General features: G+C 60.9%; 15 protein-coding genes. 3 read left to right on the plus strand and 12 right to left on the minus strand.

Going from position 1 to position 19,599, the window contains the following annotated elements; translation table 11 throughout:
• Positions 1 to 8: 8 nt before the first annotated feature.
• The 3 genes from DOCECA_RS17405 to DOCECA_RS17415 all read left to right on the plus strand — a co-directional run bounded on the left by DOCECA_RS17405 (position 9) and on the right by DOCECA_RS17415 (position 3,668).
• Entirely contained in the window at positions 9 to 683 is a 675-nt protein-coding gene (locus tag DOCECA_RS17405) for a heavy metal response regulator transcription factor (RefSeq protein ID WP_420765410.1), read from the plus strand.
• The gene (locus DOCECA_RS17410) at positions 658 to 2,037 is read left to right on the plus strand and encodes a heavy metal sensor histidine kinase (RefSeq protein WP_434648866.1); all 1,380 of its coding nucleotides are present in this window, start codon (positions 658 to 660) and stop codon (positions 2,035 to 2,037) included. Before DOCECA_RS17405 ends, DOCECA_RS17410 begins: the two co-directional genes overlap by 26 nt.
• 146 nt (positions 2,038 to 2,183) lie before the next feature.
• Positions 2,184 to 3,668: a GGDEF domain-containing protein gene (locus DOCECA_RS17415; protein WP_434564144.1), complete on the plus strand. Its 1,485-nt coding sequence runs from the start codon at positions 2,184 to 2,186 to the stop codon at positions 3,666 to 3,668.
• 2 nt (positions 3,669 to 3,670) lie between these two features.
• On the opposite strand, the gene DOCECA_RS17420 is transcribed toward DOCECA_RS17415, so the two are convergent.
• From DOCECA_RS17420 to ftsA, 12 genes are all read right to left on the minus strand, one after another.
• Positions 3,671 to 7,033 carry an ImcF-related family protein gene (locus DOCECA_RS17420; RefSeq protein WP_445570852.1) on the minus strand — a complete coding sequence of 1,121 codons (3,363 nt, stop codon included), beginning with the start codon at positions 7,031 to 7,033 and terminating at the stop codon, positions 3,671 to 3,673.
• A complete protein-coding gene (locus tag DOCECA_RS17425; protein WP_420767940.1) occupies positions 7,020 to 8,009 on the minus strand; it encodes a hypothetical protein in 990 nt (329 codons plus the stop codon). The genes DOCECA_RS17420 and DOCECA_RS17425 overlap by 14 nt, the downstream gene beginning before the upstream one ends.
• A 140-nt stretch (positions 8,010 to 8,149) precedes the next feature.
• Positions 8,150 to 8,413: a PAAR domain-containing protein gene (locus DOCECA_RS17430; protein ID WP_445570853.1), complete on the minus strand. Its 264-nt coding sequence runs from the start codon at positions 8,411 to 8,413 to the stop codon at positions 8,150 to 8,152.
• On the minus strand, positions 8,410 to 10,788 hold the full coding sequence (locus tag DOCECA_RS17435) for a T6SS phospholipase effector Tle1-like catalytic domain-containing protein (RefSeq protein ID WP_445570854.1): 2,379 nt from the start codon (positions 10,786 to 10,788) through the stop codon (positions 8,410 to 8,412). Before DOCECA_RS17435 ends, DOCECA_RS17430 begins: the two co-directional genes overlap by 4 nt.
• Positions 10,776 to 11,234 carry a DUF3304 domain-containing protein gene (locus tag DOCECA_RS17440; protein ID WP_420767941.1) on the minus strand — a complete coding sequence of 153 codons (459 nt, stop codon included), beginning with the start codon at positions 11,232 to 11,234 and terminating at the stop codon, positions 10,776 to 10,778. The genes DOCECA_RS17435 and DOCECA_RS17440 overlap by 13 nt, the downstream gene beginning before the upstream one ends.
• Positions 11,235 to 11,320: 86 nt before the next feature.
• Positions 11,321 to 11,785: a DUF3304 domain-containing protein gene (locus DOCECA_RS17445; protein WP_445572176.1), complete on the minus strand. Its 465-nt coding sequence runs from the start codon at positions 11,783 to 11,785 to the stop codon at positions 11,321 to 11,323.
• Positions 11,786 to 11,871: 86 nt separating this feature from the next.
• Positions 11,872 to 12,378 (minus strand): DUF3304 domain-containing protein, encoded by a 507-nt coding sequence (locus tag DOCECA_RS17450; RefSeq protein ID WP_434564145.1) that lies wholly within the window; start codon positions 12,376 to 12,378, stop codon positions 11,872 to 11,874.
• A 135-nt stretch (positions 12,379 to 12,513) separates the two neighbouring features.
• Positions 12,514 to 13,263, minus strand: a complete 750-nt coding sequence (locus DOCECA_RS17455) for a DUF4123 domain-containing protein (protein ID WP_445570855.1) — start codon at positions 13,261 to 13,263, stop codon at positions 12,514 to 12,516.
• Between the two features lie 16 nt (positions 13,264 to 13,279).
• The gene (locus DOCECA_RS17460; protein WP_445570856.1) at positions 13,280 to 15,670 is read right to left on the minus strand and encodes a type VI secretion system Vgr family protein; all 2,391 of its coding nucleotides are present in this window, start codon (positions 15,668 to 15,670) and stop codon (positions 13,280 to 13,282) included.
• Between the two features lie 352 nt (positions 15,671 to 16,022).
• Entirely contained in the window at positions 16,023 to 16,934 is a 912-nt protein-coding gene (lpxC, locus tag DOCECA_RS17465; protein WP_095106092.1) for a UDP-3-O-acyl-N-acetylglucosamine deacetylase, read from the minus strand.
• Between the two features lie 112 nt (positions 16,935 to 17,046).
• Positions 17,047 to 18,240 (minus strand): cell division protein FtsZ, encoded by a 1,194-nt coding sequence (ftsZ, locus tag DOCECA_RS17470; RefSeq protein ID WP_420765420.1) that lies wholly within the window; start codon positions 18,238 to 18,240, stop codon positions 17,047 to 17,049.
• A 97-nt stretch (positions 18,241 to 18,337) separates the two neighbouring features.
• Entirely contained in the window at positions 18,338 to 19,597 is a 1,260-nt protein-coding gene (gene ftsA / locus DOCECA_RS17475) for a cell division protein FtsA (RefSeq protein ID WP_003205342.1), read from the minus strand.
• Positions 19,598 to 19,599: the final 2 nt, after the last annotated feature.

The following is a 19,599-nucleotide window of genomic DNA, read 5'->3' on the forward strand; positions in this document are numbered from 1 at the left end:
GCCGGGCCATGCGCGTTCTGATCATCGAAGACGAAGAAAAAACCGCCGACTACCTGCACCGCGGCCTGACCGAACAAGGCTACATCGTGGACGTGGCGCGCGATGGCGTCGAAGGGCTGCACCTGGCCCTGGAAAGCGATTACGCAGTGATCGTGCTCGACGTCATGCTGCCTGGCCTGGACGGTTTTGGCGTGCTGCGTGCGTTGCGCGCCCGCAAGCAGACACCGGTCATCATGCTCACCGCCCGCGAACGGGTCGAGGACCGTATCAAGGGCCTGCGCGACGGGGCCGACGATTACTTGGGCAAACCGTTTTCCTTCCTCGAACTGGTGGCGCGCCTGCAAGCGCTGACCCGCCGCAGCAGCGCCCACGAGCCGGTGCAGGTGAGCATCGCCGATTTGTGGATCGACCTGATCAGCCGCAAGGCTACCCGGGCCGGGCAGCGCCTGGACCTCACCGCCAAGGAGTTTTCGCTGCTCAGCGTCCTCGCCCGTCGCCAGGGCGAAATCCTTTCGAAGACCGCCATTGCCGAGATGGTCTGGGACATCAACTTCGACAGCGACGCCAACGTCGTGGAAGTTGCGATCAAGCGCCTGCGGGCCAAGCTGGACGGTCCTTTCGAGCACAAGCTTCTGCACACCATCCGTGGGATGGGGTATGTGCTGGAGAATCGAGGTGAGTAACAGCATCGCGCTGCGCCTGAGCGGGCTCTTCACGCTGGTGGCGGCGCTGGTGTTCCTGTTGATTGGCGGTGCACTGTACCAGCAGGTCGACAAAGGCCTGGGCCTGCTGCCGGAAGCGGAGCTCGACGCCCGCTACAGCGTGCTTGAATCCACCGTGGGTCGTTATGGCACGCCCGAGCATTGGGTGAAGATCAACAACAAGCTGCGGTTACTGGGGGAGGAAGACAAGCGCATCCATTTCTGGATCGTCAGCGGCGACCCGCGCTTTGAATATGGCAACCCCGATCCTCGGATTCGCGCCGTCGCCCAGGGCCCCTTGGGCAAGCATGACCTGATGTTGCCCGACCGGCACTATCCAATGAAAGTCCTGGTGAGTCAGTTCCCCGCCAAGGACCAGCGCCCTCCCCTGCGATTCATGATCGGCATCGATACCGAGACGTTCTACCAGACCCAACACCACCTGCTGGTGGCCCTGGTGAGCCTGGCCTGTATCGGTGTGCTGCTGGCCTCGTTGCTGGGTTATTGGGTGGCGCGCATCGGGCTCAAGCCGCTCATCAAGTTATCGGACGAAGCCCAACGCCTGGCGCCACCGCGCCTTTGCGGGCGGCTGCGATTGTCTCCATTGCCACCGGAGCTCGGCCAGTTCGTCAGCTCGTTCAACGCCACTCTCGACCGGGTCGAGCAGGCTTACTCCCGGCTGGAATCATTCAACGCCGACGTTGCCCATGAACTGCGTTCGCCGTTGACCAACCTGATCGGCCAGACGCAAGTGGCGCTGACCCGGGGGCGCTCGGCGGAGCATTACTTCGAAGTGCTGCAATCGAACCTCGAAGAGCTGGAACGCTTGCGCTCCATCATCAACGACATGCTGTTCCTGGCCAGTGCTGACCAGGGCAGCAAGGCCACCAAGCTGATCACGACCTCCCTGGCCGACGAAGTGGCAACCACCCTCGACTACCTGGACTTCATCCTGGAAGACGCCCAGGTCGAGGTTCACGTCAGTGGCGACGCCCAGGCCACCATCGAAATCGCCCACCTGCGAAGGGCCTTGATCAACCTGCTCAGCAACGCCGTCCAGCACACCGCGCCCGGCCAGGTGATCGCCGTGCGCATCGAAGCCATCGGCGATCAGATCACCCTCGCCGTCACCAACCCCGGCGCGCCCATCGATGGAGAGCACTTGCCGCGCCTGTTCGAGCGCTTCTATCGCGTCGACGCCTCCCGCAGCAACAGCGGCGCCAACCATGGTTTGGGCCTGGCCATCGTCAAGGCCATTGCGCTGATGCATGGCGGCGACGTTTTCGTACACAGCGAGCGGGGCGCAAACACCTTCGGGATCCGTTTGCCGGCTTGAAATAAGCCACGATGTGGATTGCTCAATTCCGGTGTCACAAGCACAATCTTGCAAAAGGCCAGCATTGTTTGATGCCAGTCATCCGCAGCTGTGGATGAGCAGCCTATGGGAAGGATCCCAGCCATATGACAATGCAGATCGGAATCATGAGCGCGAGCACTGCAACACCCGCCAATATCCCACTTCCAATACGTTCGGAACGGGTACTCGTCTTGGCCAGCTCGCTGGCTGTGATTGCCATCCTGAGTATCGTGACGTTCCTGCTGATCCGTGAACACGCCAGCGCCCAGCAGGCCGCGATCCGTGCGGCGAGCAACATCGTGCAACTGATCGACGCCGACGTGCTGCGCAATGTCGAACTCTATGACTTGTCATTGCAAGGTCTTGTCGCTGCCGCAAAGCGCGACGACCTGAATGAAGTATCACCCACGATTCGTCATCTCGCCCTCTTCGACCGCGCCACCGCCGCGCCTTATAAAGGCGACATATTGCTGCTCGACAAGCGTGGTGATGTGATCGCCGATTCCGCCTCGATCCAGCCACGCAAAGGTAATTACGCCGACCGGGAGTATTTCCAGTCTCATCTCCAGGATCCACGCCCGGGCATGATGATCAGCCGGCCCTTCCGCGCCCGTAGCGAACCCCACGACTGGCGCATCAGCTTCAGTTATCGCTTGAACGACGAACGTGGCGAGTTCATGGGCGTGGCCGAAGCCGCGATGCGCTTGAATTACTTCAACCAACTGTTCAAGAGCCTGAACATCGGTCACGGCGGGACGGTCAACCTGGTCAGCCGCGACGGTATCCTGCTGGCACAAGAACCGCAGTTGGCCGAAGACGTCATCGGCAAGGATTTCAGCAAACGGCCAAACTTCGTACGCATCCTGCGCGAAGGCGACGGCAGCTTCACAGGCCTATCCAGCGTTGACCAGACCCAGCGTCTGTATACCTTTTCCCAGGTGGGTGACTTGCCGCTGATCGTGGTGGTCGCGCTCTCTTCCCAAGAAGTCTTCGCCTCGTGGCAACGCACGGCGCTTCTGGTCAGTGGCGCCACTGGCGCGCTGTGCATCAGCCTGCTCTGGCTCACCTGGCTGCTGCGCCGGGAATTGAAACGCCGCCGCAACGCCGAATGGGAGTTGGCCCAGTTGGCGTCTGTCGATCCGCTGACCGGCCTGGCCAATCGTCGAACCCTGGACCACATGCTGCAACTGGAATGGCTGCGCGCCCAACGCTCCGGCCAGCCGTTGTCAGTCCTGATGATCGACGCGGATCACTTCAAGACATTCAACGATCGCCTCGGCCATCAACGCGGTGACGAGGCGTTGCGAAGCCTGGCTCAGTTGATTGGCGAGCATGTCCGTCGCCCCGCCGACCTGGCGGCGCGTTACGGTGGCGAGGAATTCTCGGTGGTACTGCCGGAAACCACGACGGCCGGGGCATTCACGACGGCGCAGAACATTCGCGAGGCCGTGGAACAGATGCCTGGCGAGATGCCCATGACTGTCAGTATCGGCATCGCCACCTGGGTCCAGGGGCCTTACAGCGAGTTGGAAGAATTGCTGTTCGCCGCCGACAAGGCGCTTTACCAGGCCAAGGCCAGCGGACGCAATCGGGTCGTCTGCGCGATGTAGATCTATCCTTCCGCTGGCCCGCCCTCAGCCAAAAATATCCGCCCCGGCAACGTAAACCCTCGCAACTTCAAAAGCGCCATCGGCCCGGCATCCAGTTCGGTGCGCAGGTGCCACGTCAGGCCCAGACCATCGGGCGCCTTGAGCACCATGCGGTAGCGGCTGTCGCCATCGTCCAGCGCGGTGAACGTGGCCTGTTCCAGCAAGCGGATCAGCCCCCAGGCGCCGGCGTAGTCGGCGAACAACCGTTCGCCGGTGTGGACGCTGGTCCACGTCAGGCTGACGCCGGGGTAGTCGCTGCGTCCCGGCCAGCCGAAGCGCTGCCAGCGCTCCTTCTGGTTGAAGTAGTGGTGTTTCTCTCCGTTGAGGATGAAGGTGGTTTGCACCACATCGCGCACGCCTTTGCCGCTCAGTTCAAAACTCAAGCCCAGGCCGCCGTCGGTGTAGAGCACGTCGGCCAGATCGCTCAGTTGATTGACCGCCTCCAGGAATTGGGGATTGACGCGCAAACCGCGACCGTGGCGGGGATCGGCCACCCAGCGGTTGCCTTCCTTGCGCAACACGCCGCTCAACTGGCTGTGGAGAAAACGTTCGATGCGCCCCGTGTCGGCGCGGATCATTTGCCCCAGCATCGGCAACGAAGCGTCGCTGGCCGTCGCGGCGAAGGGATAACGCCCGGTAAAGGCCGCGTTCCAATGCTCGACGATCGAACGCCGCCATTGGCTGTTGAGGCCCGCCGCCGACGGTTGCAGCACTCGCTGCCAGGCCTGTTCCAGCGGTTGCACGAACAGCGTTTCGCCCACGCCGGCCCATTGCGCACCGAGGCTGGCGGCCATCAGACGGCCATAGGACTGGGTATCGGTGAGGTCGATGCCCCGGCCCTGGAACACCGTCTGCGCCAGGGCCTGGGTCATTTCCATGGGGTCGCTGTCTGTGTTGATCTGTTGCAGTTTCAGGCGCACGCGGGTCACTTGGGTGAGGTAGGCCTGGAGGCTCAAATGGTCAGCGCCACCCTTGCCCAGCAAGGCCAACAACGGGCCGAACGTCGGATCCAGCGGGCCGCTCGGCAGGTCGGCCAGCGGGTCTATGGGCGGGGCCTTGTCCGGGCCGATGAGCTTGTGCGCGGACCTCATCAGCGAGTCGCCCAGGGCCGGGGCGCGGGTGCCCGCTTGCCCTTGATAGGCCAGGGTATTGATCAACGCGAGCAACGGCGATTGGCGCACGTCGCTCATCAGCGTCAACTGGTCGATGACCTGTTCCAGGCTTTTGGGTTGATTGCCCCGCAGGCTGTTGAGAAACACCAGCCAGGCGCCCGCGTAGTCCTTGAAATAGCGTTCGGTCAGGCGCGCCTTGAGCTCGCCGGGCGTCAAGCGCACATCGATGTCACCGGGGCGATCACTGAGCACCCAATCGATTTCTTCGCGGCGCGCCTGGGTGATGTCATCGATGGCCTGGCGCACCTGGCCCTCCCAGGCCTGGCGCGTGAACACTCCCGGCACGCTGGCCTTGCTGGAAAACAACCCGGCGGCTTCGGTGTCGCCCACCATCTGTTGCAGGCCCAGGGCTGGATAGTGCGGGGTGGCGTCGTCCAGCACCCGTTGATACAGGCTGGCCTCGGCGTTGCGTTGGCCCAATTGGTCGAGCAGCACCTGGCGCACCTGCGCCACCAACCGCGGGTCGGCCTCGATGCGCCAGTCCGGGTGCGCGGCCAGTTGCTCGGCGTAGAACTGCCACAGGTTCGGTGCGAGGATCTGCCAGAGCCCTGGCGAAATTCCGTCACGCGTGGGTTCGGCGTGGCCCAGGGTCTTGACCAACAGGGGCGCCACGGCTTTGTCCGGGCGCGCCATCATCAGGTAAGTCTTGAGCTGATCGTAGGCCATACGCGTGCGCTCAACGCGCTCGGGGCTGCCCGGCGCCAGCTTGACCAGCGCCTCCAGTTGCCCGCGCAACCTCGCCGCCGCCGGGTCTCGCACCAGGCGGTTATTGGCCTCGACATACCGGGGCCACAACAGTTCGAGCAAAGTTTCATTGCGGTTCAAGCCAAAGCGCTGGTACCACGGCGCACCGGACACGACACGGTGATCCAGGCGAGCCAGCACGTGGACGAGCGCTTCGAGCGCCAACAGTTGCTCCTCTTGGGTGGATGACTGTTGCAACGCCGTCGACAAGGCCTGCGCCTCGACGATCTGCGCCCGATTGCTCACAAAGGACAGCGCCATCCCCGCGCCCCACACCAGCGCCAGGCCCATGAACAGTCCATAGACGACTCGCGGCGCGCCCCACCCCAACCGCGCGCCGACGGCCTTGTCGCGCTGCACGCCGTGCCACGCCGGGTCCGGCCACCAGAAATGCTCGCCGTCAGCGCTTTGCGTCACGCGCAGTGGCAGGCTGAACCACAACCCTCGCAGCATCACCCCCGGGTTGAACCCACTCAACGACGGCGCCAGCGCCTGCCGCCAACGGGCAATGCCCTCGGCCTGCAAATCCCGGGACAGGCGCAGCAGGAAATCGTGGTGCATCCGCTTCTTGATCTTCATCTGGGCAAAGCCCTGGCAACGCAACGGCTCGACCAGATCCTCCAGGCACGCCTCCAACAGAGACGGCGTCACCTTGGCCGGCAACAGACAACCCACCGGCTGGCTCTCGCGCCCGTCCTGGGACCAGCCGCTCTCGCACACCTGCCACAAGTGCAACGGCAACCGTCGGCCTAGCCGCCGAGCCAGCCCCTGCAACTGCCGCATGCCCTTGGCCAGCGCCACCGCATCGGTGCTTTGCGGTTTGTCCAGCGCCCAGACCACCCCGTCCAGCGCCCGCCAACGGCGTAGGGTGAGCCATGGGTTCAACAGCGGGGTTTGCAATTCTTCCTGGACGCTGCCGCCCCATAGCAGCACGGTGCGTTCGCCTTCGAGCCATTTCTTTTTCGCCAGCTCCGGGGCGATGGCGGCGATCTGGGTGGGCTCGCCGACGATGAGCAGCAGACGGACCTTGTGGCGCCAGAGGGGGCCGTATTGGAAGCGGAGGTTTTCGCGTAGCCTGGCCAGCTTCTCTTCGTCGTCTTTCAAATCCGGCTGTGGATTCAATCGGGACGCAGCGACGCTGCCAATGCCTCCCGGCGTGGTCCGCTGCGCCTGGCGTACCGTCAAACGATCCCAGGCCAATAAAATCATCGGGCAGAACCAAAAGAGCGCAACCCATGTCCCCAGCCCCCACAACATCAATTGCTGGAACGCGACTGGCGGCAATTCCAGGTGATGGCCCGCCAAGCGATACAGCAGGCAACCGAGCAGCACCATGAATGTCATGACCAGCAGGTAGCCTGACCCCAACCCTATCAATGAGCCCTTGGGCTCGCCGTTATCCCTTGCCATGAGGTTTTGCCACTCCAATTGCCAATCGTTTGTCCGCATCCTGGCTCAGCCAGCCACAGGGCTGTCCGGCCTCCTTTGCATGCAACAACGCCAACGACATGCCGATAAACGGCGCCAGATGCGCCAATTCACCCCAGTGCGCTTCCAATTGATGCTCGATCGCCGACCAGCCGCCGGCCATGAAGGCTTGCTGACTGGCCTGGTCCATGGCCAGACAGGTCGGCGGGGCTTGCAGCCCGGCATAACGCTGCATCTGTGCGCTGAGCTCAGCGGGGGGGTCGTCAGTCTCGCCCGACAGGTATTCACCACGATGCAACAGCTGCCGCCCTTGACGACTCACCACCCACAAAAAACCACCTTCGCCAGGTGGCGTTGCTGCTTCGGCGCCCTGCACCGAAACCACCCCGGCGCACAGCAGCCAGTCCTCGGCGTGACGGCATTCTTGATTGAATATGTCGATCAGCTCGTCCAGGTCCGCCAGGTCTTGCAACGGCAAGCACACCTTTGGCAGCTCGGTGCCGTGGCTGCCCAGCACCTTCTCGAAGGCAGCCAGTTCGATTTCGTCGCCCGCCCAGACAATCGCCCGCAACCTCGGCCACCGCTCCAATATTCCGGTTTGCTCAAAAACCAACCGAGCCAGGTGTTGCGCCAGCGCCGGAGCACGCTCGGCGGACTGGCTGAGTATCACCGGGCAATTCAATGACGGCACCGCAGCCTTGGATCGCGCCATGGGCGTCGGCAGCGGCGTGTCGTTCATCAGGCCCCGATAGTGGATTTGATCATCACCGGCCGGCCCCAACACCAGCACCTCTTCCACCGGCAACCCCAGGCTTCGCCAGCGCCACCAGCGCTGTGTGTCGTCGTCCTGGGTGCGGCGAAATACGTCGCGCCTGAACAAGCCGATCTGCCATGGCAACACCCGCAACGACAACGCCAGCGCCCAGCTCAAGGGCAACACAGCGCTCCACAACCACAATGCCAGGCGTGGCTGATCTTCGGGCCAGAACGGCACCAGGATTGCCAGCTGGACAATCCACAGTAGCGGCAACGCCAGCCACCAGCGGCCCCAGCGCGGTTCCCTTGGCTGGGCGAACGGCGGGTAACGCGGCGGGCGATTCATGGCTTCACCGATATAAACGACAGCGCCAAGGAGCTGACCAACGTACAACCGCAATCGCAGCGGTACCCGTCCAAGGCCAACAACTGCCCGTTGAAGCTGAACCCTCCCGCGCCTTGGGCGATGCGATTCTCGCCGTGCTTTTCGCAGCGGACCTTGTCCCCCATGCAGGACAGCGGCCGGCCGATCGCCAGGAAACGACCTTCGAGCACTTTGCCGCCGAAGGGGTGTAGAGAGTCACCTAAGCGGATCACGGGCATCATGGCGCCACCTCCCCATCAAACTCCACCAGCACGCCGGCGAGCCGCAGCATCTCGTCGGTCCGATCGAGGCGCTGCAGATAGTCGTCCTGGGCGATCTGTTTCTTCTGCTCGATAACCACTTCACCGATATGGCGCGTCGGCTGCAAAATCTTTTCCGCCCCCGGCAGAAACGGCACTACCGCCCCGCTGACCTGGTCGATCACCTGATAACCAATGGTCGCCGCGCCCATACCGGCCGCCACGCCACCCACCCCGCCCAGCGTGCCGCTGCGCTTGATGCCATACACCGTGGCGCCCGCCAGCACCGCCACCCCCAGCATCCGCCCGGCCACCACCACCGGAGACAGATCACGACTGTTCTCATTGCCGAAATAGGTCATGCGATAAAAGAAGTAGCCGGCCCATAGCTCACGGGATGCCAACTTGTCGTGCATGAACCAGGCCCGTGAATCGTGGATGTGGTCATCGAACAACGCCACCAGCAGCGCCAGGCCAGGGTCCCGGCTGGGCCTGCCGAACCTGTCATCGAACAGTTGCTCGTAACGCAGCTCGCCCGCCGCCTTGATGCTGGCGTGGTCGCGCACCTCATCGTTCTCGTTGAGCAAATAGATCGTGTCGCGCATGACCACGTCCAGGACCGTACCGTACTTGCTGGTTTGTTTGCGTTCGATATCCAGATAGTCGTGCTTGAACTCAGTGGCGGCCTGGCTCAGTTGGGTCTGGTCGATCTGCGGTTCGTAGATCGGCGGGCCGGGATGATTCATCGCCGCCACGGGTTCTTTCTGGCGGTTCTTCAGCACGGTCCGTTTCTTGTCTTCATACTCGCTACGCTGTTGGTCCGTATCGTAGGCCGTGGCTTCCTGGGCCTCGGTGAAGAAAGGTTGATGCTTGTAGCTGTCGTCGTATCGATAGTGATCTTCAACCTGCTCGCGGTCATTGGCATAGCGGCCGATGCGCCAGCCGGTGATCCAGCCCAGTTGCTCGGCCAGGGTGTCTTCGACGGTGGTCGTGAGCAGCAAGGGGTGGTAGCCGTCAGTGGAAATGCTGCCCTGGTCCTCGGGCGAGGTCGTTTGCAGGGTCTGGTGGTGCCAGGCGTTGAAGCGTTCGATGACTTGCTGATTGACCACAAACTCTCCCAATGTTTGTGGCCCCATCTCACGCCATGATTTTTGTGTCTCAAGGTTCTTCGGCAATGCCGCTTCCGGCACCTGTAACGGAGCTCCGGCGGCAAATGCTGCTGCGTACAGATCGTGCAAAACGATCTGCGACACTAGCTCATCCGTACCGCCACGCGCCTTGCCCTGGTCGTTTTTCGGGTACCCACCGCCCACATCGGAGTGCACGCCGGGGTACACCACTTCATAGGTATTGGATGGGTAATTGCCATCCTCGTTACGAACCGAGTCCAGTGGGAAACAGGCACGTTGTTCGAAGGCCGCCACAAAGTGCCGGCAGCATTTGACGAAATCGGGAAATGTCTTCGCGTCCGGCAGGAGCTGGGTGTCATCGGCCCAGTCCATGTGCCCGGCAAAAAACGGCGTGACATGGGCGATACCCACCGACGCCACGGTATCCAGCAGGCCGAGGAACTCGATGCTCACCGGCAGGCCCAGTAAAGTCTGTTCCGGTTTCTCGGCCCCATCCGGCGTGTCGAACAGCTGGCTCAGCCAGCTCACGAAAGTGCGCGCTTGCGCCGCGCCGCGGGAAAAACCATAGACGAAGAGCTTGACGCCCAGAACTTCAGGCCTGGCTTGACGGACATGGGTTTTCAGGGGTTCCAGCAGGCCCTGCATGACTTGGCGCCGCCGACCAGCGCCGAAGATGCTCATCATAGGAGCTATGTACGTGTCCATGGACTCGACGGCTTTTGCTCGACGATCTTGGGACAATGGCGTTTTGATCAGGGCTGCATGCAAGGCATCAGCCAAAGAAACCAGGGCCCAATTGATACGGTTTTCGCCACCTTTGGCGAACTTCAACCCCTCCTCGCTGTAATCCAGTTCGCCAATCTCCGGAAAAGGGGTTCCGACTCCGGGCATGTAGTAGGAAAAATAGCCACGTTCTTTTGCCGGCGTACCTCTGAGCGACGCATGGAACAGCTTCGCAATATTACTGGGATGCTCCTTCTTCGTATCGTTGTCCTCGTTATTGTTGGTCCCGTCAAAAAACAAACTGATATGCAAGCTGTAGCAGCACGCGGAGTGCCGCTTTTGCCCTCGGGCATTGGTCGTTCGACGAAAAGCATTTTTCTCTGCAGTTTGTTTATTGTAGTTCTCTGTCACCTTTCGCATCTCTACGGGCAGACGTCCCCCGACGGGAAAAATCGGCGGCGCCCAAGCCTTAGCCTTCGAGTTATTGACTTTTACTTCGGGCATGTGGAGGGCTCCTTTATTTCCAACAGTTCTTTAATAGGATAATTGGGTTGACCGTATACCGCACACGCGGTAGTAACCTTGAGTCGATTACAAGTCAGGAAATGCACTTTCAGATCACAGGACTCCGTCCCCAGCCATTCCGGAATTTCTACCGTAGCGCTATGCCGCCGGTAGTTAGCCGAATGCTTGGCATATGCTTCGCGAAACTCAATTGAGGTGACCGAAGGTAATTTTGCGTGTCGATTAGGATCCACCTCCCATTCAATATAAGCCTTCAACCCTGGACGCCATTTGGTCGGCATAATGATGCAACACGAACTGCCTCCTCCCCCGTCCGCCCTATATCCGTTAACCGATAACCAATTGATCGCATTCAACGTATGGTTAACGGCTTCTATATTCCCTCCCGCCATCTCGTTGTCCGCTGAAGAACACCCATGTAGCATCAATCCCAGCGAGGCATAGAGCCCCTGCGACGCCCACCTTCTGAGCACCGACAACGGCAGCACTCTGTATGCCTTCGAATTAGTTTCTATTTCGGGCATACGGCAGGCTCCTTCATCTGTTTTTTTTCTTTGATGGGATAGTTCGGCTGACCGTACACCGCACACGCGGTAGTGACCTTGATTTGATTGCAAGTCAGGAAATGGACTTTCAGATCGCAAGACTCCGTTCCTGGCCATTCCGGCATCTCCACCATGGCGCTATGGCGCTGAAATTTTGCCTCATGGGCAGCCCAAGCTTCTTCATCGAAACCGAAACCAGCGGTCTTTCGCTTAATTCTTGCAAAACGATTAGGATCTACTTCCCACTCGATATAAGCCTTCAACCCTGGACGCCATTTGGTCGGCATAATGATGCAACACGAACTGCCTCCTCCCCCGTCCGCCCTATATCCGTTAACCGACAACCAATTGATCGCATTCAACGTATGGTTAACGGCTTCTATATTCCCTCCCGCCATCTCGTTGTCCGGTGAAGAACACCCATGCAGCATCAATCCAAGCGAGGCATAGAGCCCCTGCGACGCCCACCTTCTGAGCACCGACAACGGCAGCACTCTGTATGCCTTCGAATTAGTTTCTATTTCGGGCATACGGCAGGCTCCTTCATCTGTTTTTTTTCTTTGATGGGATAGTTCGGCTGGCCGTACACCGCACACGCGGTAGTAACCTTGATTTGATTGCAAGTCAGAAAATGCACTTTCAAATCACAGGATTCCGTTCCTGGCCATTCCGGGATTTCTACCGTAGCGCTATGTCGCTGGTAGTTAGCCGAATGCTTGGCATATGCTTCGCGAAACTCAATTGAGGTGACCGAAGGTAATTTTGCGTGTCGATTAGGATCCACCTCCCATTCAATATAAGCCATCAAGCCCGGGCGCCATTTGATCGGCATAACAATGCAGCATGAACTGCCTCCTCCTCCATGAGCCCTGTAACCGTTGACGGAAAACCAATTAATCGCGCCCAAGGTGTGATTGACGGCAGCCAAGTTCCCTCCCGCCATCTTGTTGTCAGGTGAAGAACACCCATGCAACATCAACCCCAGCAAGGCACAAGAACCTCGCACTATCGATTTGCGGAACATCAACTGCTTCATGGAAAAGTCCTTTTTATCAACTTCCTAAATCACGCAAAAAACCGCTTCGTCCGGAATCTTTTTTTTGCATGCGATCCGTTATGCAGCAATAGCCACCGCGACCATTGCCGGTCCTCCCTGGAGCTAAAAAGCGCAGTTGCGCACATACTCGCTGAGATCGTTGAAGTAATTCTCTTTGTTCGCCTTTACGACCAGCCGATATAACAACGCGAAACGCTGCTCCTGACTTTCCTCAAGCTGATCAAATTGGCCGCTATCAAAAAGCTGCTGCGCATCGGAGATGCATCCGATCAGGTCGCATTGCTCATCACTCAGTTCGACGGTGGGCGGTATGTCGATGCGCCCCCGTGTCTGGCTGGCGCCCCGTCGCCATTGCGGCTGGCCGTCCCGATCCAGCCAGCTCCAGTAACTGACAGGGAGCAGGAACTGGAGGCGCTGTTGGTCGCTCAAGATGGAGGAGATCAACAGAGGGAAGATTCGCGGGTCGTAGTACCGCAACAAGCCTGGCTGCCCACCCCAGTTCATTTGGGACAAGGTTTGCAGGGCCAGGCTGAGCGCGTCGAAGGGCAACGGGGAGATCGCGACCAACAGCCGGGCATCGGCTGCACAGTGAGTCATGAGTTCTTCCAGCCAGGCTCGATGTTGCCAATGCACCAGATCCAGCCGCATCAACAGCGGCGCTTGCTCCAGCAGGTTTTCCTCCGGTGTGCCGGTAAACAACGAATGCCATGCTATCTCTGGCGTTATTTGTTTCAGGGCCGGGATAGCGCAGCTGTCCCAGTCGGACTGGTCCAGCAAAAGGTCCACTCGCTGTATGTCCGCAGTCACGCAGACGTGTTCTATCTGCTGTTGCCATTCGCTTGGCGCTGCCATGTATGTATTCCTTATTTCAGCTTTCACGCGGAAGAATTCCCACGGCGTTTTCGCGGGCCATCTCCAGGCATTCCTTGCACACCGATTGCGGCAAATCCGCCAGCGCAAAAGATTGCCCGGCAGGCAGTTCCCAGACGTGCTGCCCCTTGAGGTTCAGCTTGCCGGGGCTATGGATATCGATTGCGCCGGTCGGGGTAATCCGAATGAACCCACCCCCACACGCCAGGGTGAGGCCATTCTTCGCCGTCACCTGCACATGCCCCTGCACCGACTGCACGGTGATGTCCTGCTGGGCTTTCATGCCCATCCCATCGCCGTGGGATTCGATGTCCAGGGGTCCTTTGCCGGAGACCAGGCGCAGGCCTTCCTGTTGGGCCAGCAGCGAGATGCCCTGGTTGGCGTGGGCCGATAGCCGTTTGGCGGCGGCGAGGTTGATTTCGTTGTGGCTTTGCAGGTACAGCGCGTCGCCGCTCTTGAGCAGCAGGCTGGCCGGGGTGACGGCACCGATGCCCTGGGGGGCGCTGAGCAGGATGGCGGCAGCCGAAAGGTCTTTTGCGTCGGCCTGGAGTTGTTCCAAGCCGCGCAGGTCGGGTTTGCGGCTGTGGTGGGCCTGGGCGATGTCCTGCCATTGGGCCATCTGCTGTCTGGCACCTTCGACCTGGGCGGTGGCCGGGTCCATGGTGAGGACGTCGCCCTTGGCCTGGGTTTGCTCATCAGCACTGATAAACACCCCCTTGCCCGCACGAAGGGCGCCATGTCCATCGGTGCGCAACTCAAACCCTTCCCCCCGCTTCGTCTGCTCGGCATCCACCAGATGCCCCAGGTTCAACTGGCTCTTGCCGCTGTGCTCGGTGCTGAGCTTGATGTGCTCCTGCCCGCGGGTGTCGTCCATGCGTAGTTTGTTGTTGGTCGGAGTGCGCAGCACGTTGCGGCGCTCGTTGCGGGCGGTGACGGGGTCCGGGTGCCGGTCGTCGTGCAGGGCGTGGGCGATGTAGGGGCGGTCGGGGTCGCCGTGCTCGAAGGCCACCGCCACTTCGGTGCCGGCCTGCAGCGGGAAATGCAGGCCGTGGGTGTCGCCGCCGTAGGGTCGGGCTAGGCGCAGCCAGGCGCTTTCGCGGCCGGCTTGCCAGGTGTCGCGGTCGAACAGGAAGCGCACCTTGTAGCGGCCCTCGAAGTCGAGGTCAGCGTACGGCGGGTTGACTTCCGGGTGACTGACGCGGGCGGGAATGGTGCCGCTGATGCGCGGCTTGGGCGGCAGCGGTGGGCGAAAGCACACGGTTTCCGAGTAAGGAATCGCTTGGAAGGTGGCGATGAAGCTGCGGTCCCGGGCCGCTTCGGTGCGCAGGCTGACGATCACCGCGCCGAACTCGAAGGCCTGGGGCGCGCCGCCAGTGATTTCGAGCATCTGGGCCGGGGCCAGGGTGGCGCTGCTGGTGGTGCCGCTGAGGCGGGTCTGGTCGTTGAGGTAGAGTTCATGGCGCAGGCGCGCGTAGAAAAAACCACTTTCGCTTTGCAGGTCCTCGTCCAGGGCGTAGCGCTCGCCCAGCACCGTGTAGGGTTCGCCGTAGTGATAGGCCTCGCCGTAGGTGCCCTTGGCGCGGCGGGTATGGTCGACCTCGCCGTCGAGGAACGCGTAGGCCTCGCGATGGTGGTAGGCGCGAAAGTTGATGTTTTTTTCCACCACCTGGTGGGCGGTTTGCAGGTGCCAGACCGCGTCCTGCTCGTTGGCGCACAAGCCGGACGGCGGGCGACACGGCAACTTGACGCCGCGCTGGTAGTGCCGCTGATCGTCGTGAAACTCCACCACGTCGATGCTCAGGCGGTCATCGCTGACGACGCGGTACCAGATGCCGACATCAGCCAGCAGGCGCTCGATGAAGGCCAGATCGCTTTCGTCGTATTGCATGACCTGTTCACGCCGGGGGTAGTCGCGCACCACATTGAAATAGAAATGCTGGCCCCGGAAATCATGGCGCGTGCGCAGGATGTGTTCGACGATCTGCGGCACCGACTGGTGCTGGTAGATCCGAAACTGCTTGCCCCGCGCCAGCAGCGCGAAACGCGGTTGCAACGTGATTTCGTAGCGGGCTTCGTCGTTGGAGCCGGACAGGCGCTTGAACGCTGTGATCGCGCCATTGAACGTGCGCAGCGGCTTGATCTCCGGCGGCGCGAAGCCCCTGGGCGTCGGCGGTGGCGGCAGCGGGTAAAGACTGAAGTAAGCATCCCGGTTGAGCAGGTCGGTGGCCACCAGGTCGCGCTCGGTGCAGGTGAATTCGATGCGGTAGTGGTAGGGCCGGCTCAGGTGCTCCTCGCCGGTGAAGGCCAGGACGTCGAGATGGGCTGTGAGGTCGCAGACGCTCAGGGTGTGGCGGCTGTGGTCGAAGAAGGTGGGCCGTTGATCAAGCATGTTGCCGATCCCCCCAGGCGTTTGCCGCCGCTTGTTCCAGGAGGGAACGTGACGGGGCAAAAACCGTGTCGGCGTCGCTTTGATTGAAATCGAGTTGGTGCTGTTCAGATCGGTCTGCTGGCATGACTTCCCTTGGTGCCCGCGTCTTGCGCGGGATTGGTTTTCAAGGGCATTCAGCGTGACTTACTTCAGAGGGTTGTTCCATCGAGTAACAGCGGGTTCGGCGACGTTTGGGAAGCGTCCTATAGGGGAATATCGCAATCCCTTAGGAAATGACCCACACGGGGTTCATTGCCGCCATAAAAAAGGGCCACCCGAAGGCAGCCCTTAAAAAACTAGAGAGGTTTTTTGCTTACACAGCCGCGACAGGACGCATGTAAGAGATGGGTGCGGTGCTGGCGTCTTCGAACGTCACGACTTCCCAAGCATCTTTCTGCTCAATCAACTTGCGCAGCAGCTGGTTGTTCAGTGCGTGGCCGGACTTGAAGCCCTTGAACTCACCAATCAGGCTATTGCCCAGCAGGTAGAGGTCGCCGATTGCATCGAGGATCTTGTGCTTGACGAATTCGTCTTCATAACGAAGGCCGTCTTCGTTCAACACGCCATCGGAGTCGACCACGATCGCATTTTCAACGCTGCCGCCGAGTGCGAGGTTGTGCTTGCGCAGGTACTCGATGTCACTCATGAAACCGAAGGTACGGGCGCGGCTGACTTCTTTTACGAACGAAGTGCTGGAAAAATCCACGCTTGCACTCTGGGTGCGGTCACGGAAAACCGGGTGATCGAAATCGATCTCGAAGCTCACCTTGAACCCTTCGAAAGGGACGAAAGTGGCGCGCTTGTCGCCGTCTTCCACTGTCACTTCCCGCAGGATGCGGATGAATTTCTTGGCCGCGTCCTGCTCTTCCAGGCCAGCCGATTGAATCAGGAATACGAAGGGTCCGGCACTGCCATCCATGATCGGGACTTCGGACGCGGAGAGCTCGACGTAGGCGTTATCGATGCCCAGGCCAGCCATGGCCGAGAGCAAATGCTCCACCGTGTCCACTTTGACGTCACCGTTGACCAGTGTGGTCGACATAGTGGTTTCACCGACGTTTTCCGCGCGAGCAGGAATCTGCACCACAGGGTCGAGGTCGGCACGACAAAACACGATGCCGGTGTCGACAGGCGCGGGCTTGAGGGTCAGGTAGACCTTCTCGCCGGAGTGCAGGCCGACACCTGTGGCACGGATAATATTCTTCAGGGTGCGTTGTTTAATCATGGCATGGGCCGCTTCAGCGCAAATTGCGAACTGGTATCAACAAAGGCTGGCGATGATAGCAGACCAGACCTTTGCTGAACACCAATCACCCGTATACCCCTGATACATTCCATCAATCGGCCTGACGACGCAGGAAAGCCGGGATGTCCAGGTAATCCAGATCATCTTGCGGATTCATCTTCGCGGCAGTCGCAGCACCGGCCTGGGCCTGGTTGCGCATGACGGTCGGACGGTCCAGGTCACGGTAGTTCACCGCAGGCGTTTCCTGACGAGCGGCAGCTGGCTGCTGTGGCTGCGAAGCCATGGCAGTCTGCACGGTGTTGTCGATCACCTTCATCGGCTTCTCGATTTTCGCGCCCAGGCCAGTGGCAACCACGGTCACGTGCAGCTCGTCACGCATGTCCGGATCGATCACGGTGCCGACTTTGACCATCGCGTGGTCGGAAGCGAATGCTTCGATGATGCTACCCACGTCGGAGTACTCGCCCAAAGACAAGTCCGGACCGGCGGTGATGTTCACCAAGATGCCGCGGGCGCCCTGCAGGTTTACATCTTCCAACAGCGGGTTGCGGATGGCCGCTTCGGTGGCTTCGCGAGCACGGTTCGGACCGCTGGCGCAGCCAGTGCCCATCATTGCCATGCCCATTTCGGACATCACGGTGCGCACGTCGGCAAAGTCGACGTTGATCATGCCTGGACGCTTGATGATGTCGGAGATACCGCGAACGGCACCGGCCAGTACATCGTCAGCCTTGGCGAAAGCCGACAGCAGGCTTGCGTCTTTACCCAGGATGGTCAGCAGCTTCTCGTTGGGGATGGTGATCAACGAGTCGACGCTTTCGCTCAGCGCGCGGATGCCTTCATCGGCGATCTGCATGCGCTTGCGGCCTTCGAACGGGAACGGACGGGTCACCACCGCAACGGTGAGGATGCCCATTTCCTTGGCCACTTCGGCAATGATCGGCGCTGCACCGGTACCGGTACCACCGCCCATGCCCGTGGTGATGAACACCATGTTGGTGCCGGCCAGGACTTCAGCGATGCGCTCGCGGTCTTCCAGGGCAGCCTGACGGCCAACCTCGGGATTCGCGCCGGCACCCAGGCCCTTGGTCACGCCGGTGCCCAGTTGAAGGATGGTCCGCGCGCCGATGTTTTTCAGCGCTTGAGCATCGGTGTTGGCGCAGATGAATTCGACGCCTTCGATGTTGCTCTTGACCATGTGGTTGACAGCGTTGCCGCCGCCACCGCCGACACCGATTACTTTGATAACCGGGCTAGCGGGGATGTTGTCTACGAGTTCGAACATGTTCCCTCTCCTTTCATTCTCTAGTTTTTTCGCCTACTGCGTTTTGTTGCCGTCTTGCAACGCCGAGCCTGAAACCCGGCGCCTGAAGCTTGAATCTTTAGAAATTGCCTTTCACCCAGGCCTGGAGCCGCTCGAACAGCGGAGCCTTGGGCTCGTCGCTGCTGTAGCTATCGCGGCTGCCAATCCCTGAGAACGAGATCCCGTCGGATTGCTTCTGCAGGCCGTACATCAACAGGCCCACGCCGGTGGAATAGATCGGGTTGCGGACCACGTCGTCCAGCCCCTTGACGCCATGCGGCACGCCCAGGCGCACCGGCATGTGGAAAATCTCTTCGGCCAGCTCGACCGCGCCTTCCATCTTCGACGTACCGCCGGTCAGCACGATGCCGGCCGGGATCAGGTCTTCGTAGCCACTGCGACGCAGTTCGGCCTGGATCAGCGTGAACAACTCGTCGTAACGCGGCTCGACCACTTCGGCCAGGGCCTGGCGCGACAGTTCGCGCGGCGGACGGTCGCCGACGCTCGGCACCTTGATGGTTTCACCGGCACCGGCCAGTTTCGCCAGGGCGCAGGCGTAGCGGATCTTGATTTCCTCGGCGTACTGGGTCGGGGTGCGCAGCGCCATCGCGATGTCGTTGGTCACCTGATCGCCTGCAATCGGGATCACGGCCGTGTGGCGAATCGCGCCTTCGGTGAAGATCGCGATGTCGGTGGTGCCGCCGCCGATGTCCACCAGGCATACGCCCAGCTCTTTCTCGTCGTCGGTCAGCACCGAGTACGCCGAGGCCAGCTGCTCGAGGATGATGTCGTCGATTTCCAGGCCGCAGCGGCGCACGCATTTCTCGATGTTCTGCGCGGCGTTCACCGCACAGGTCACCACGTGGACCTTGGCTTCCAGGCGCACGCCCGACATGCCCAGGGGCTCGCGCACGCCTTCCTGGTTATCGATCACGTAGTCCTGCGGCAGGGTGTGCAGCACGCGCTGGTCGGCCGGAATCGCTACGGCCTGGGCCGCGTCGAGTACGCGCTCGAGGTCGGCGGAGCTGACTTCGCGATCACGAATCGCCACGATGCCGTGGGAGTTCAGGCTGCGGATGTGATTGCCCGCCACGCCGACGAACGCCGAGTGGATCCGGCAACCGGCCATCAGCTGCGCTTCTTCGATGGCGCGCTGGATCGATTGCACGGTGGACTCGATGTTCACCACCACGCCTTTTTTCAAGCCGCGGGACGGGTGTGTACCGATTCCGACGATGACCAGCGTGCCGTCGTCCGCGACCTCGCCTACCAGCGCAACCACCTTGGAAGTGCCGATATCCAGACCGACGATCATTTTCCCGCTTTGCACGTTTGCCATGG

It is taken from the genome of Pseudomonas sp. E102, from assembly GCF_052660185.1.